This window comes from Mucilaginibacter sp. KACC 22063, assembly GCF_028736115.1.
Classification (GTDB): domain Bacteria; phylum Bacteroidota; class Bacteroidia; order Sphingobacteriales; family Sphingobacteriaceae; genus Mucilaginibacter.
The window spans coordinates 759940-776150 of record NZ_CP117877.1 but is presented as its reverse complement, the minus strand read 5'-3'; the positions used below and the strand labels follow the sequence as shown (position 1 = coordinate 776150).

Sequence of the window (16211 nt, the reverse complement as noted above, 5' to 3'; positions counted from 1 at the left end):
AACTACTTTAAACTATTGATTATGCACAAAACCATTACCCGCTTAGCGGGATGCCTGTTGCTTGCCTTGTTTTTAGGCTGCTATTTCAGCGCTTCCGCACAGAAGACACCTTCACAAATACCCCTTAGTGAGGCTGTTAAAGAAATTGAAACCAAGTTTAAAACCCAGTTCGCTTATGAACATGGCTTACTTGATAACAAGTTTACCACCCGTACACAATTAAAGGGAAAATCACTCGAAGACGTATTAAAGAATGTGTTATACCCCAATAACCTTATCTTTTTATACGTGAGTGAAAACACGTACTCTATTGTAGCACGCAACAGCGCTTTTTTTACAGGCATGGCCCCCGGAAACCCAGTTGCTACCACTGCGCCTAAATATGCTACAGGCGATGATACACGCACCTTACGGGGTAGAGTTACCGACGAAAATGGTACGCCTATAGCCTATGCCAGTGTTTGGGTTAAAGGCACCAACCAGGCTAATAAAACCAATGATGAAGGCGATTTCCTTTTACCAGCTGTTAAAAGCAGCAGCATAATTTCAATTAGCATGGTTGGTTACAACAGCCAGGAAATTATGGTTGGTGATCAGTTTAAGCTTACGGTAAAGCTACTGGGTGGTAAAACAATGCTTAACGAGGTAAATATCATCAGCAATGGCTACCAAACTTTACCTAAAGAACGTTCAACAGGTTCGGCAGCTGTTATAGGCAGCAAGGACATCGAACTGCATCCGCAAACCAACCTGTTAGACCGTATCGAAGGTTTGGTTCCGGGTGTGCAGATCAACGTTTTATCGGGCGACCGTGGCTTTTTCTATCAAAGCGGATCAAGCACTGCAACAACTCAAGTTGGCCTTAGAGCAGGTACCAGAACAGTTGGTATCAATGATTATAGTGCAACTATACGTGGTAAAAGCACATTAACAGGTGAGGCCACCCCGTTAATTGTACTTGATGGCGCCATCACAGAATTAGACCTTTCTACAATTAACCCCAACGATGTTGAAAACATCACCTTTTTGAAAGATGCAGCAGCAGCCTCTATATGGGGTGTGCGAGCAGCTAACGGTGTAATTGTAGTAACAACTAAAAAGGGCAAAAAGAACCAAACCCCGGCAGTAAACTTCTCTACTACTTTCACATTCGGTGAAAAACCAAATATCAATTACTATAAAACCATGACCTCCGCACAGGAGCTTGGCTATGAGAAAGAGTTGGTTAACCGCGGATTTTTGAGTGCAATACCCGGTACAGACTATTATTCGGCAAGTTACTTAGTAAGCCCGGGGACTTATCTTGCCCAGCAACTGGCAGCAGGCACCATCAGCCAATCGCAATACAATGCACAGGTGGCATCATTAAGCGCAATTGACAACCGCGCGCAAATTTCTAAATACTTTTACCAGGGAGAGCAAAGCCAGCAATACAATTTTTCTATCAATGGTGGCAGCGAAAACTCTAACTATTATTACGGCGTATCATACAGCCGCGAAAGGCCTACAGAAGTGAGGGATAATGGCAAACGTTTGACAGCTACTTTCAATAATAGCTGGAAACTGTTTAACTGGGCTACCTTATCAACCAGTTTAAAAGGATCTTTCTTTAACCTGGTAAACAATGGTATGAACCTGTACTCTTTGTACACGCCATCAAGCGCTACACTTATGCCGTATGAACAGATAGCAGATGCCAACGGTAACGGAATATCTTACGACCGTTTAAACCCGGCATACACTTCCACTTTATCGTCTAAATACAAAAACTGGCAGTATAATTATTTGAATGAGCTTGGGTATAACGACAATACAGAGAAAGACAATAACTATATCTTCAATATCAACCTAAAGGTTCCGATATATAAAGGCTTGTCTGCCAGCGGTACCTATGCTAACGAACGCACATTCAGCGCAATAAGAACCTATCAAAGCCCTGATAGTTATTACATGCGCAATATTTTGAACTATTTTACTTATCCTACAGCAATCAGCAACAGTTTAGGCATTAGTAATGGCGGATATTTAAACGAGGTAAACACCAACCAAAATAATTACAGCGTTCGCGCACAACTCGATTACAACAACACCTTTGGCAAACATCAGATCACCGCTCTTGCCGGTACAGAAATGCGCGAAACAAATGCCGGCCAAAATTCTTTAGGCCTATGGGGATACAATACCCAAACTGGCACCACTAATAGTAACATCAACTTTAGTTCTACACCAACCTACACTTATATTGCAGGCTTTAGCCCTACTGACGTTACCGGTTTTTATTATGGTGGCTATCCATCTGCTACCGATATGAAAAGGCGTTTCTTGTCTTACTTTGGTAACGCTGCTTATACTTACAATAACAAATACATTATTTCCGGCAGCGTACGTTATGACGATTATAATAACTTCGGGCTCGACCGTAAATACCGCGCTACACCCCTTTGGTCTTCTGGCTTAAAATGGAACATTAACCAGGAAGAGTTTTTGAAAGATGCAAGATGGATTGACCAGTTAGCATTTCGTGCATCTTACGGTGTTAATGGCAACCTGTCACTTTCCACTTATCCATATACCTACATTTCTTTAGGTGGCAGCGCAGACCCTACTACAGGACAGACCTACGCCTCACTTATTGCGCCTGCCAACCCGCAGCTACGTTGGGAAAAAACTTATGTAACCAACGTTGGCGTTGACTTTGGATTATTTGGCAATCGTTTAAACGGAAGCGTAGATATCTATAACAAAAAAGGTAACGATTTGCTGTATTCATTCCCGACAGGTTCGGCATATTTAGGTAATACCAGCCCATTCTTAACCCGCAACGCAGCATCAATGAAAAACCACGGTATTGATGTTGGCCTTAACGGTACAATCTTTAAAAATAAAGACTGGGATTTAGGTGCAGGCGCAACCTTTGCATACAACACTAATAAAGTAACTAACAGCTATTTTAACCAGTCGTTATATGTTAACTATTATGGTTATTACCCGGCAGGCATATCTTATTTAACAGGATACCCTACTGATAAACTATTTGTGTACCGTAATGCAGGATTAGATGCCAATGGCCTTACACAGATTTATGACCATAATGGTAATATCGTAAAAGCATCTCAAACAACGCTCAGTTCACTCTCTGATTTGAAATATGCAGGGCGTACAACAGCCCCTTATTATGGCGGTTTTAATACTAATTTCCGCTACAAAAGATTTTCACTTTTCAGCCAGTTTACCTATCAGTTTGGCAACGTGTTTCTTAAACCAAGTATCCAAAACTATATAACATCTGCTTACAGTGCAAAGTATGACCTTAGTGCAGACATTGCCAAACGCTGGCAAGCACCCGGCGATGAAGCTAAGACAGTTGTACCGGGCTTAAACGGAACCCCTACCCAGGTTAATTACAGCTTGTACAGGTATCAGTATTCAGATATAAACGTGCTGAAAGGCGATTACATCCGTATGCGCCAGTTAACACTTAACTACCAATTAGCAGGTGCATGGATGTCTAAATTTAAAATTAAGTCGGCACAGATAGGCGCAACTGCAAATAATCTTGGCCTGATATGGACAGCAAACAAAGAAGGTTACGACCCTGACTTTACCGGCTATGTTGGTGGCCAACGTGGGTTACCGGCAGCCCGTTCTTACACTCTTAACATTAATCTTAACTTCTAAAGCGCGCGTCATGAAATCAAAATATTTTCTCTTAGTATTATTAGCGGCTGGTATGTCGTCATGCCGTAAATATGTTGATATAAAAACCCAGGGTATACTTGTGCCAAAAGAAACAAGTAATTACCGTTACCTGCTTAATTACACCTATGCTTATGAACAAGGGCCAAAGTTAGATGACATTGCCTCTGACGATGTGCAGCTGGTTGATGGCAGTAGCCAATTTAAAGCACTAAACGGATCTGATTATTATGGCTGGTTTCCGAAAGCTTACGTATGGAACCCGGTTGTATTTCCGATTGGCAACTATCAAACCGACGATGCCTGGAACGGCATGTATAACACCATTCTTTATTGCAATACGGTAATTGAAGAGGTTCCGGCAAGTACCGGTGGTACCGCTACTGATAAAGCCGAACTGATTGCAGAAGCCAAGGTACACCGTGCAGATGCTTACCTGATGCTGATGAACACGTATGCAAAGCCATACAATGCAGCAACAGCAGGCAGTGATTTGGGTGTGCCTTTGATATTAGTTGAAACTACACAGCAGTCACTTGCCCGCCCAAGTTCGCAATCTGTATATACTCAAATCATTGCTGATCTTAACCAGGCACTGCCTAACCTGCTGCCTCAGCAAAGCTTTAATACCATCCCGTCAAAGGCATCAGCATATGGCGAACTGGCAAGATGTTATTTATACATGAACGATTACACCAATGCTAATAAATATGCGGACAGTGCATTGTTAACAAGAAGTACGCTTAATGATTATAGTACTTCATCAACTTTCCCTTTGCGTAAAAGCGACCCCGAAATACTTTTATCAAAGGTAGCTGTTAGCGGTGTTGGCTATCAGCCAACCATTATGCGTTTGAGTGATGACCTGCTTAACCTGCTTGGTACAACCGACCAGCGTTATCAATTATTTACTAAAGATGCAAAAACCTTTGCATCAGCTTATGCTGATGCTGGCGGTAGATTCTTTTCGCGCGACAGGATCAACAATGAATCTCGCAACATCGGCCCTAACGTGCCTGAAATGTTATTAATAAAAGCAGAGTATTATGCCCGCAATAACGATATATCCAATGCACTTTTATGGGTAAACAAACTAAGGCAGAAACGCTTTAAACCGGCAGACTATACTCAGGCTACAGCCAATACAGCTGCAGATGCACTTAAAACTGTGATTGACGAAAGGCACCGCGAGTTCTTTTGCCGTATGCTGCGCTGGTGGGATATGCGCAGGCTAAAAAGCGAACCGGCATTTCAAAAAACGTACACCCGTGTTTTTGGTGGCGTAACTTATACGCTTGATCCGCAGAGTAACCGTTATGTATTCCAGATACCGCCTTATCAAATTCAGCTAAACCCTGAAATGCAGCAAAATCCATAATAACGAAACAGAAAAACATGTTAAAAAAACTTAGCGTATTAATCATACTGTCACTTACAGGGCTATATAGCCTTGTAAGTGCACAGGATAAGCATTTTACTTTTGAGCCGGTAACGCCCAAACCCGGCGAAACGGTTCAGATCACCTATGACCCGGCGGGTACGCCTTTGGCTGGAAAGAAAGACATTAAAGGGATTGTTTACAGTTACAATAACTACCATTGGCAAACGTATGATCTGCCAATGCAACAATCCGGCAATGTTTACAAAGCATCGTTTACGCTGGATAAAGAATGCGGCCTTGCTGCTTTTAAATTCAAGGCGGGCGACAGCACCGATACAGACAATGAAAAGGGCTATGCGATAATGACCATAGATCCGGAACATCCTGGCGTGAATGCCGCAGGCGCCTATGCAGGCTGGGGCTTATTAAGATCACAAAGCCGTGGCTATGGTGTACCAGGCTATTACAAAAATCTGGCAATCAGCGATACTGCCTTTTATTATTGGATGAATAATGAAGTAAAATGGCATCCGCAGGAAGCCAGCCAGGTTTTGGCTGTACCATTTGCACAATCTTTATACGCTTATCAAAAAGACAAAGGTGTGCCACGTATCGACCGTGTTATTGCTTATTTATACAAAGTTGGTGGCGAAGATAACCTGATGCGCATCAGGCAAATTTACATGGGTACTTTAAACCGTAAGCAATCAGCCGATTCACTTAGCGATATCATACTGGCAAAATACCCGAAAGGCAGTTTGGCACGGTTAAAGGCATACCGTGCTTTTACCAGTGAGCGTAAGCCGGATCAGATGATGATTAAGGCTACCGGGTTTCTGAAAGAATTCCCGCAAACTACCGATGCTGAGTTTGACATCCAAAATAACCTGAGCTATACGAACGCTTACCAGGCCATTATCCTGATTTCGGCAATGAAAGGCGACTATAGCCCGATAGAAAAGTATGTTCCTGATTTACCGATTTCAGCATTAATTAACATCTATTATAAGCTTATACAGATTCCGCATGACCGTAAGGATTTGCCGGATACCAAGCTGCTGCCTTATGCAAAAATGCTGGTAAGCCGCATGGAATCAGTAAAGAACACAGTACCTGCCGACTATTGGTACCTTTCACCATCTGAATGGCATGAACAGTATGAGCATTTTCTGGTAACAAGTGTATGGCCTACCCATATTAACCTGTTACGTAAAACGGAGAATTATAATGAGGCTTTGGCATATGCCGAACGCGCAGAAAAAAGTTTAAACTATAAAAAGGCTTCGGTTAATGATGATTATGCATGGCTTTTGAACAATGCCAAGCAATATCAGAAATTGAACGAAGTGCTGGTTAAAAGTATCTATCTAAATCAGAGCTCGCCCGAAATGCTGGAACTGCTTAAAGAAGATTATGTACGCAATAACAAATCTGACCAGGGCTTTGACAAATATCTTAATACGTTGAAAAATCCTGAACTGGCAGCAAAAAGCGCAGAGGAGATCAAAGCGATGAAACGGAATGATGATGTTCCGGACTGGCAAATGACCGGGCTTGACGGCAAGGTGGTAAAATTCAGCCAATTGCGCGGCAAAACTGTTGTACTTGATTTTTGGGCCACATGGTGTGTTCCCTGCAAGGCATCATTTCCGGGTATGAAACTGGCTGTAGAACATTACAAAAACGACCCTAACGTAGCTTTTTATTTTGTTGATACCGAAGAGCGCGGAGAAGCGTACAAACAGCAGGTAGCGCAGTTTATAAAAGACAACGATTATCCATTTCATATTCTGTTCGACAATAAAAAATCCGGGACAAAACAGAATGATGAGGTGTATGAACGTATCTGCAAAGCCTACAGCATATCAGGCATCCCTATGAAATTGATTATTGCACCTAATGGTAAGCTTCGCTTTTTAAGCGATGGCTACAAAGGCAGCGCTACTGCTTTAGCTGATGAAATAATTGAAATGGTTGAATTTGCAAGGAAAGTCCAATAACAATAAATGCTCAGTAAGTTAGTTAAGACGGTGATAGCAGGCTGCTTTGCGGCCTGCGCATCACTAAATGCAGCAAATTGCCAAACAAGCGGCAATGGACCCGTACCCTACAAAGCAGACAGTATCATTTTTAATGGTAAACAAACCGGGCTGCATTACGGGGCAACCATTACCATCCCAAACAATGGCAAACACCATACTGCTGTTGTTATCGTTTCAGGTACCGGCGCGCAAGACCGCGATGGCACGATGGCAGGGCACAAAATGTTTGCCGATATTGCAGATTACCTTACACGCAAGGGCATTGTGGTGCTTCGTGTTGATGATCGCGGCGTTGGCAAATCTGATGGTAACTATGCCAAATCTACAACAGGCGATTTTGCAGCAGATGTATTGGAAGCCTTCCATTATCTGCAAACAAGGACCGAAGTAAACCCTAAACATATTGGCTTAATAGGCCATAGCGAAGGTGGCATGAGCATGGCTATTGCAGCATCTAAAGAACCTAAAGTTGCTTTCCTGATCAGTCTTGCAGGTTTGTGTATGGATGGCTATGATGCCTTGATTATACAAAACCGCGACCTGGTTAACGCAGCGCCCATCAGTAACGACGAGAAAAACCGCTACTACCAGATCAACGAGATCATGTTTAAAACGGCACGCCAATATGCAGACTCTGCCGATATGGATAAAGCACTTAATGCCCGTTATGCAGAATGGAAGAAGGGCGACGATGAATGGGTTAAAGCACACAATATCCAGTATGATCATTTCCGGTTCCCGATATGGAGCTATGTAAACCAGGCAACCAGCCCCTGGTACCGCTTCTTTATCAAGTATGACCCGGCACCTGTACTGGCAAAAGTGAATATCCCGATACTGGCCATGAATGGCGACAAGGACCTGATGGTAGCTTATAAAGAAAACCTAGCCAACTGGAAAAAACTTCCAGCAGCGGGGCAAGACAAAGACGTAACAACAATTGTACTATCGGGCCTTAACCACCTTTTTTTACCTTGCCAAACTTGTACCTTGCAGGAGTATTCGTCCATTAAATCTCCCTTCTCCCCTGAAGCTTTAAAAATAATGGGAGATTGGATCAGTAAACGCTTTCAATGAATATCAAAAGACATTTAAGATCGGGGCTTGCAATTGCAGGCCTTATCTTTTCACAGTACGCCCAGGCACAAACTCCAAAGGCCAACGTAGAGAAAATATTTACCGCTCTGCAACAAAAGGATAGCCTGCAATTGCGCGGGTTATTGCCCGCAGATTATACAATTGCAGGCCTGGATAGCAAAACAAGTAAAGCCATCTTATCTAATATTGTTAAAGGCTTTCCGGGCTTTAACAGCTTTAGTATTGCCAAAGACAGTCTGGAAGGGACAAATCATCGCTTTAAAGTTTTATTGAACTATACAAACGGCAAAACCGGCCGCCCTGATGTATTAACAGATGCAACCGGCAAAATATTAGAATTGAATATCATCAGGGATCCAAAAGTAACGAATGCAAGCCCTAATGTATGGCCTGCCCATGTTGAACTACCTGCACAGATGGTAAATAATTGCCTTTATGTAAAAGGAACATTGAACGGTAAAAACGGCCTGTTTATGATAGACAACGGGGCTTTCGGGCTGATTGTAAATCCCTCGATTGCACAATCTAATACTGCTGATACAACTAACTATGCTGACCAGCTTGGTGTAAGCGGTGTTAACGGCAAAGTAGAAGATGTGAAGCCGGTAAAAGTTAGTGAGATAACGGTAGGCGATATCAAACTGCATAATATCACACTAATGTCTATGCCAATGGAAGCTACCATCAACACCGAGACTAATCTTGGGTTACTGGGCTACGCCTTTTTGAAAGCATACAAAACCACTTTAAATTACCGAAAAGCTACTGTCACTTTTAACAAATCAGATAGCTTAAAGCGCAGCAGTAATTTAAAAAGTATTGCATTTGATATGCAGCACCACCTACCTGTTGTTACTGCTTTAATTAATGGCAAAACTTATCACTTGGCTTTAGACTGCGGTGCCTCGCATAACATCCTTTTTTCAGATTACGATAAAGAATGGCAATCGGCAGCGCCGAAAACGCAGACAGAAACAATGTCGGGCATTGAAGGCAAGATTACTAACGTAACTGTTGCCAATATCGCAAAAGTCCACATTGGCGGGATAACCTTTATAAACATGGCTACCGCGTTTACTAAGAATAACATGTACAGTAAATCTGAAGCCGCAGCATTAAAGATAGACGGCATTTTAGGCGCCCCATTTTTTAGCACTTATTTGCTTACGCTCGACTATCAAAACAAGGTTGTGCTTGTAGACAAATACAGCGAATAATAAAGTCCTAATAAATAATGCCGGTTAAGCCGGCATTATTTATTTAAGCAATATCTCAACCTAATTACTTCTCCCCTTTTCATCGCTGTCACCATTGCTATGGTCTTGCGTTTGCCGCACCTTTTGGTTACCAAAGCGCCAGTTAAAGGCTAACGACACCCGCCTGCTTTCCACCACCTGATTCTCCGTATAATTCAAAGTACCGAAGTTAACACGGGTAAAATTTCTTGTGGTATTAAAAATATCGCTCATGCCAAGCCTTACTGATACCTTATCGCCTTTAAACTTTTTACCCAAACTGGCGCTCACCGTACCACTGCCGGCCTGCTGGTAAATCAGGTCGCGGTGTGCAGAGTTATATCGCCCGGTAACCTGAAATAGAAACTGCTTAGGCAATGTGATACGTTGCGAAGAAAATACGCTCCATCTCCATTGCTCGGCGTCAAGCATCCCCTGAAATAATTGCCCTCTGAAATGATCGTTGGCTACATTTACTTTGTTTAGCATATTCCACCATTTATTAATGCGAAGCGGATAATTAAGATCGAAACTAAAGCTGCTCACACGGCCAGCATTACCTGTAGTTTGGGTCAGTATATTTCCTGTTTGTATCACCACCGGATTAAAATAATCGGCACTCTGGCGGTATGCCGCCACCGCAGAAATACGGTCGTCATAAATATAGCTAAACTCGGCGGCATCATTACGTTGCGTACGCAGATACGGATTACCTGCCTGATAATCCAGCGGATTAATTTGATAAGTAAATGGTGCCAGGTCGCTGTAATCAGGCCGCTGCATGCGCCTTGATATGGCCAACCGAAACTGGTGCCTTTGCGATGCACTGTAATTAATAAATAAAGATGGAAGTAAATTAAAGTAAGTCGAATCTGGCGCTGTTACAGATTGCTGGTTACTGCCTTTTGCAATACCGAGGGCATCGGTAAGCTCGGCGCGTAAACCCACTTGCCAGCTCCATTTGTTTGCATTATAGCCGAGGCCGGTATAAGCTGCATAAATATTTTCGCGATAACTGAATTTATCATCATTAAGCTGCTGGCTGCTTTTAATATTAGCCAGTTTAGCGCCTGTTTCTATCTTCAAAAGTTTACTAAACTGGCGCATGGCATCCGCTTTAAGGGTTGTAATATCAATGGTATTATATCTCTGGTAATTAACATCAGCAGCACCCTGATTCATGATTGCAGTATTACCATCACGGTTAAAATAAGCCTTATCCAGATCGATATTCAAAACATCATTATGCTGGTAATTTAAATTGTAAGTATCCCAGTGGCGCATGTAGGGTTCGCGCCCATTGGTCAATTCTGAGAAGCCGGGATCTGTTATAGAAACGGTCTGATAAGTTGTCGTATTAGTGCTTGCCTCACGTTCAAATATGGCACCTATCACATGCCCCTTTGCAATTTGATAATCGGCGGCAAGCCTGATCACCGGGTCGCTCCATCGCTCTAAATTATTAGTCTGCTGATTAAGGATGCCATCCTGAAGGAATCTGTCCCGGTTGCTCCTCACAAAGTAACCACCCCTGTGCCAAGCCAGGTAACTGCTGATAGCCAGCTTTTCGGTACCATAATTTAAAACGCCGGAAATATCGCTCCAGTTGTAGCGGCTTTGCGATGTATTGGCATCAACATTACCTGTTATACCTTTTAAAGGAGCTGTGCGTACATTAATAATACCTGTTTGGCCATCGGTTTCGTAGCGTGCAGGTGGTTCCTTCATCAGTTCAACGGATTTGAGACTGCCTGTTGGTAATGATTTTAAGTATTTGACCAAGTCTGTCATGGTCATTTGCACAGGCTTATCGTTAATCATTACCTGAATATTCTTTTTACCGCTCATGCTAATGGCGTTTTCCTGCGGAGAGATATCAATCCCTGGAGCCAGTGCAATTACTTCAAGCGCATTATCAGCCAGCTTTTTCACCTGCTCATTTATGGCAATAACCGTACGATCGGCCTGCTGGCGTATTATTGGGGCCTGACCTTTGATCTTTACCTCGTCAAGTACTTTTACATAGGGCTGCAATTTTATCAGCATACCAGTTTTTAAGGGACTAATGGTATCTGTGCAGTATCCTGCAAAACTTATTACAACAAATGCAGCAGGCTTGGTAAAGTAAAATTGACCATTCTGGTCGGTTATTTTAGCTGCCTGTCCATCGGGTTTAACAATAGCTCCAGGGATAGGTTGCTGGCGTTCGTCGATAACTGCACCAGAAAACTGGGCCTTAACACAAACAGAAATAAGTAATAGCAGGGAGGTAAACAGGGCTTTCATGTGATATTTTTTGAAGCAAAACTGCGGCAATTGAATACCCTGTTCGCTTCAATACATGATTTGACCCACCTAAATATTCAGGTGTTCGCGCGGTATGGTGCCTGTTACTTTACGAAACGCCCTGTTGAAGGTAGACTTTGAATTGAAACCCGCATCAAATGCAATAGCCAGCAAACTAAAGTTTTTACAGGCCGGGTCGTTCATTAATCTTATGGCTTCGCTCACGCGAAAGCTGTTGATATAATCGTTAAAATTTTGTCCGTAACCGCTATTGATCACCTTGCTTAACAATGAGGCATTGGTTCCAATTTTACGCGCAAGCTCGGTTAATGTAAGCTCGGGATTTAGGTATGCCTTGTCTTTCATGGCGTACTCCAGCTTTTCTTTCCAGGGAAGCAGCCAGCTTTGATCGCCTTCAACTATAATAGTTTCTTCCGGTTCCTGGTAGGCATGCAAACGCTCGGGTTCAAAGTTTAGCTTAGGCTCGGGTACAGGACTGCTGCCATAGGCGCTGATGGCCATATAGTAGCATATCAAAGCAAAAGCGAAGAAATAATACCATGATCTGATGTAATGCAGCTCTATGAATAATGAAAGGATATGCTCGCCTAAAAAAAGCAGGGTCAACAGCCCGAATACATACAGAAAATTGCGCAACCACCTGAAGCCCGCCGACTCGGCAAAAGAATACTCTAAGTTAGTAAAAGTTAAGTATTGCCTGTAATAGCGTAATGTAAGCAGCAGATAAATGAGCACACTTATTACCCATACCCAGCTGTACCAGGTGTCAAAATCCGGGTCAGAGACACCGTTCATCAGATAATATCTTTTTAAAATCAGCTTGTCTACCACAAACACAATGGCTGCCCATAAAAGGTAAAGCGTACCCGGTAAAAAATGCAGCCATTCTTTACGGCTAATGCGGTAGCTCGCATTAGTTAATGATTTGATATATAAGTATAATAAAGGCCCGAAAAATAATGGCTGTAGCAGTGGTGTGTAGAATAGAAAATCGCGGTAAGGCTGCATATCATACCAACCGCCAAAACCGGTCATCCAGGGGGCAATAAACAATGCGCCCAAGCAAAAAAAGACACCTATTAAGCGATCGGAAAGTCGTTCCTGCTGGTAGCCCCGTTTTATAAACAAGCAGCCATATACCAATAAATGGACAAAGAAGATCAACAATAATGAACTGCGCAACCCAAAAGCAAAGTACATGAACGAATATACATTTAAAGCTCATGATCAAGGTGTCAAATCATAATATGAAACACATTCACCCCGTTGATTAATCGCTAATAACTGTCAGATGTATCTGCTGACCTGATATTTTCCACCATAATGCAGATGATCACGATTAGGCAAATAACTAAAACAATATGGGTGCAGTAATAAATAAGGCTTTCCATCATTAATGAGTTAGGTTGGTTTAAAATCATGTGGTTGGCTAATGGTGCCTGCATCATTTATAAAGGATGTAAAACAAGTCCATCCCCTTTAAAACAAGGATAAAATATTTCTCCCTAAACAAGGCCATCAGGTTAAACCTGTCTGCTGATAATGTTACTCTTTTCATTGTAGTTAGTTTTTAAACATATACCACAACAGATGCACGAGTTATACCAAAATCACAACTACTTGATTTCCATAATTTTAAATCAAATAAGTATTTTATAAAAATACGTTATTTCGTTTATTTTCGATTTCAACCAACTTAAAAAGATTTATAAAGCGTAACTGGCAGGTAAGCATTCATTTTACAGCGAGCTGCTGCGTCAGATTTTATGCACGTCTTCCAGCAATTTAGGGAATCTCACTTTAAGCCTAACCCCTGCCGGACTGGTAATAGTAATATTCCCGTCCAATTGTGCGCTTAAGCCACGCATTAACACCATACCCAAAGTATCACTTTGTTCCGGGTCAAAATCAGCCCGTAAGCCAATACCGTTGTCTGCTATCTGCAGTTCATACAGGTGGTCGTCAATCGCTTTAAGACAGAGTGACATTTCACCACTTGTTGCCGCCGGGAAAGCATATTTAATAATGTTTGTAATGGCTTCGTTAATAATCAGCCCCAGCGGAATGGCCTGCGCTATACCCAGTTTAAAATCTTCTATCTCGTATTTAAAATTGATTTTGTCCTGAAAATGAAATGTGTCATCCAGGAATTTTACCAGTTCAATAATATATGGCCGCACCTCAACAAAAGCTACCTGTTCTGTCTGCAGCAGTTTTTGATGAATAAGCGATATAGAATACAGCCGGGTTTGGCTATCGGTAAGTGCCGATATGACCTGCGAGTTATCAACGTACTGCATCTGCGTGTTCAGCAGGCTCATCACCACCTGGAGGTTATTCTTAACCCGGTGATGAATTTCTTTGATTAACCATTCTTTATCTTCGATCAGCCTTTTTTGTTTGCTGATGAGGTTTTCGAGCGAAATATTTTTTTCTGTAATTTCCTTTTGCTGCAGGGCGAGCAAATTTTCAGATCTTTTTTTATTCCGGATATAGGCATAGATCAGCACCAGTATAAAGAGAAGAACGATGATGCCCGTTACCGTGATGCGCGAAAGCAGCTTTACTTTTTGTAATTGTGCTTTTTGCAGTTGGGTTTGTTTCCTTAAAATATCATTATCCTTTTCCTTTTGCCCCACATCATACCTGATCAGCAGTTCTTGTATTTGCCGGCTTTTAGCCTGATTGAAGATCGAGTCGTTCAACTGCCTGAATTTTTTATAATGCTGTAGGGCGGCAGCAAAATCTTTTTTTGCCGAATCTGACCGGGCCAGGTTAAGGTATACATCTTTGAGCCGGGATAACGGGAAGGTATTTGGCGGCAGTGTCAGAATGTGCTTTAAATAATAATCTGCCTGCACAAACTTACGCTGCTGCAGGTAAAAATTAGCAATGGTAAGGTAGGCATCTGCTGTGTTGTAAGTATGCAGACTATTTAGCGATTCCCATTTTATCATTTCCAGATACGCCCTTTCGGCAGCATCATATTTTTTATCATGGGCATAAGCATTACCCTTTATAGCGGCTACCAGCTGCTTGTCAAGTTCGGTAAAAGTGTTCCTGTTGTCAACACTGTTAAGCAAGTCTATTATTTTCTTTGCATCGCCACGTTGTATAAAATACTCTGAAAGCTTTTTTAGCGAAAAGAAAAGCAGTTCAGAATTATGCCTGTGTAAAAGCTGAACAGTTTTCATATACCATTTAATGCTTTCCTGCTCATGAAAAAGGTCGCCATATATCTGTGCAACTTCATTATAAAAATAAGCATCGCTTATATCCGAACCTGTCTTTTCAGAAAGGTCAACTGCTGTGAGCGCATATTCCAGCGCCTCATTCAAATTACCTTTGTTACGGCTAATTACAGATAGCAGAAAGTAGGTATCCTGCAAATTTTTGTAACCGTTATCCTTATACCATTTCAGTACCTGTTTTTCCTCCTTTTCGCTGAGATCGAGCTGGCCGGTATTAAGATGGATATCGCCAATGGCTTTTAAAAGATTGTTTTCGGCAGCCTTATTGCCTGCTTTGGCATAGATCGCTTTTGCGAGCGAATAATATTTTAACTTTTCTGAGGCATCACTAAAAGGGACGTGGTCGCCCCAGCGTGAGTAGCTTTCAGCAGCATGATAAAGATCCCCCTGTTTTTGGGCCCGTACTGCAACCTGAAGAAATTTGGTTTTCGAAAGCACGATCTCTCCTCTTTCATAAAGGAGGTCGCTTAATAAATAGTCTGCTTCATTTACATTAAATGTGTCATGCCGCTTAATGCCCAATTTTTTTACTGAGTTGAAGTAGCTTTCTGCACTATCCAGGTGTTCTTTTTGCTCGCCCGAACGGTACAGATAATATTTACCTATAACCAGGCCTAAGGCTATATGCAAATCGCCGCCGCTTTGATTATACATTGCAATTGCATCGGTAGTGTGACCGCTACGCAACTGTGCTGCTGCCAGCTCTTTATTAGCCTTAACCAGCAAAGCAGTATCTTTTAACCTGGCAGAAAGCTTTGCGGCCTTTTGCGCATAATACAGTGCGCTATCTGCGTTTTCCGGGCTACTAATTTTGTTATTATAATAGAAGCTGGCTATGTTAACAAGCGTATTAACCTGTTCTTTTGTATTAACGGGACTGTTGACCTTTTTGAGCAAATCATTCAGGGTATATTTTAATATTTCCTGTGCGTTGGTAGTGGCAGTTGTAAAAACAATCAGTAAAAAAAGCAATACGATCCTGATCCATTTCGCTCTTATCATGGGTACTAAGATTGAAAAATAAGATGATAGTGTTACCATGAGGTTTAATATTTGGCAAAAGCCCAGATTATTTCACCGGGCCGCCATTATTGTGATATCATAAATCAACGTTATTTCGTAAATACAGCATTAGTAACAATTTATAATATATTGAATATTAATAGTTTAATATTGGTTTTCTTTTTGGCATATCAGCTTA

The 16211-nt window shown here is 42.0% G+C and carries 8 protein-coding genes; 5 read left to right on the top strand and 3 right to left on the bottom strand.

What is annotated here, in order from left to right; all coding sequences use genetic code 11:
- Positions 1-21 precede the first annotated feature (21 nt).
- The 5 genes from PQ461_RS03480 to PQ461_RS03460 are packed head-to-tail and all read left to right on the top strand — an operon-like array spanning position 22 to position 9434.
- Positions 22-3678 (top strand): SusC/RagA family TonB-linked outer membrane protein, encoded by a 3657-nt coding sequence (locus PQ461_RS03480; RefSeq protein ID WP_274208248.1) that lies wholly within the window; start codon positions 22-24, stop codon positions 3676-3678.
- Positions 3679-3688: 10 nt separating this feature from the next.
- Positions 3689-5074, top strand: coding sequence for a RagB/SusD family nutrient uptake outer membrane protein (locus tag PQ461_RS03475; protein ID WP_274208247.1), 1386 nt, complete (start codon positions 3689-3691; stop codon positions 5072-5074).
- 17 nt (positions 5075-5091) lie between these two features.
- A complete protein-coding gene (locus PQ461_RS03470) occupies positions 5092-7077 on the top strand; it encodes a TlpA family protein disulfide reductase (RefSeq protein ID WP_274208246.1) in 1986 nt (661 codons plus the stop codon).
- Positions 7078-7083: 6 nt separating this feature from the next.
- Positions 7084-8196, top strand: a complete 1113-nt coding sequence (locus PQ461_RS03465; protein WP_274208245.1) for an alpha/beta hydrolase family protein — start codon at positions 7084-7086, stop codon at positions 8194-8196.
- The gene (locus PQ461_RS03460) at positions 8193-9434 is read left to right on the top strand and encodes a pepsin/retropepsin-like aspartic protease family protein (RefSeq protein ID WP_274208244.1); all 1242 of its coding nucleotides are present in this window, start codon (positions 8193-8195) and stop codon (positions 9432-9434) included. The genes PQ461_RS03465 and PQ461_RS03460 overlap by 4 nt, the downstream gene beginning before the upstream one ends.
- Before the next feature lie 60 nt (positions 9435-9494).
- Here PQ461_RS03460 and PQ461_RS03455 read toward each other — a convergent pair whose 3' ends face one another.
- From PQ461_RS03455 to PQ461_RS03445, 3 genes are all read right to left on the bottom strand, one after another.
- Positions 9495-11738, bottom strand: coding sequence for an outer membrane beta-barrel family protein (locus tag PQ461_RS03455; protein WP_274208243.1), 2244 nt, complete (start codon positions 11736-11738; stop codon positions 9495-9497).
- A gap of 69 nt (positions 11739-11807) precedes the next feature.
- Positions 11808-12959 carry a helix-turn-helix domain-containing protein gene (locus PQ461_RS03450; RefSeq protein ID WP_274208242.1) on the bottom strand — a complete coding sequence of 384 codons (1152 nt, stop codon included), beginning with the start codon at positions 12957-12959 and terminating at the stop codon, positions 11808-11810.
- A gap of 557 nt (positions 12960-13516) precedes the next feature.
- On the bottom strand, positions 13517-16012 hold the full coding sequence (locus tag PQ461_RS03445) for a tetratricopeptide repeat-containing sensor histidine kinase (protein WP_274208241.1): 2496 nt from the start codon (positions 16010-16012) through the stop codon (positions 13517-13519).
- Positions 16013-16211 lie beyond the last annotated feature (199 nt).

Bases quoted from the DNA above. Each gene is read 5' to 3' on its own strand.
- PQ461_RS03480 (WP_274208248.1), top strand. From the start codon at position 22: ATGCACAAAACCATTACCCGCTTAGCGGGATGCCTGTTGCTTGCCTTG.
- PQ461_RS03475 (WP_274208247.1), top strand. From the start codon at position 3,689: ATGAAATCAAAATATTTTCTCTTAGTATTATTAGCGGCTGGTATGTCG.
- PQ461_RS03470 (WP_274208246.1), top strand. From the start codon at position 5,092: ATGTTAAAAAAACTTAGCGTATTAATCATACTGTCACTTACAGGGCTA.
- PQ461_RS03465 (WP_274208245.1), top strand. From the start codon at position 7,084: ATGCTCAGTAAGTTAGTTAAGACGGTGATAGCAGGCTGCTTTGCGGCC.
- PQ461_RS03460 (WP_274208244.1), top strand. From the start codon at position 8,193: ATGAATATCAAAAGACATTTAAGATCGGGGCTTGCAATTGCAGGCCTT.
- PQ461_RS03455 (WP_274208243.1), bottom strand. From the start codon at position 11,738: ATGAAAGCCCTGTTTACCTCCCTGCTATTACTTATTTCTGTTTGTGTT.
- PQ461_RS03450 (WP_274208242.1), bottom strand. From the start codon at position 12,959: ATGTACTTTGCTTTTGGGTTGCGCAGTTCATTATTGTTGATCTTCTTT.
- PQ461_RS03445 (WP_274208241.1), bottom strand. From the start codon at position 16,012: ATGATAAGAGCGAAATGGATCAGGATCGTATTGCTTTTTTTACTGATT.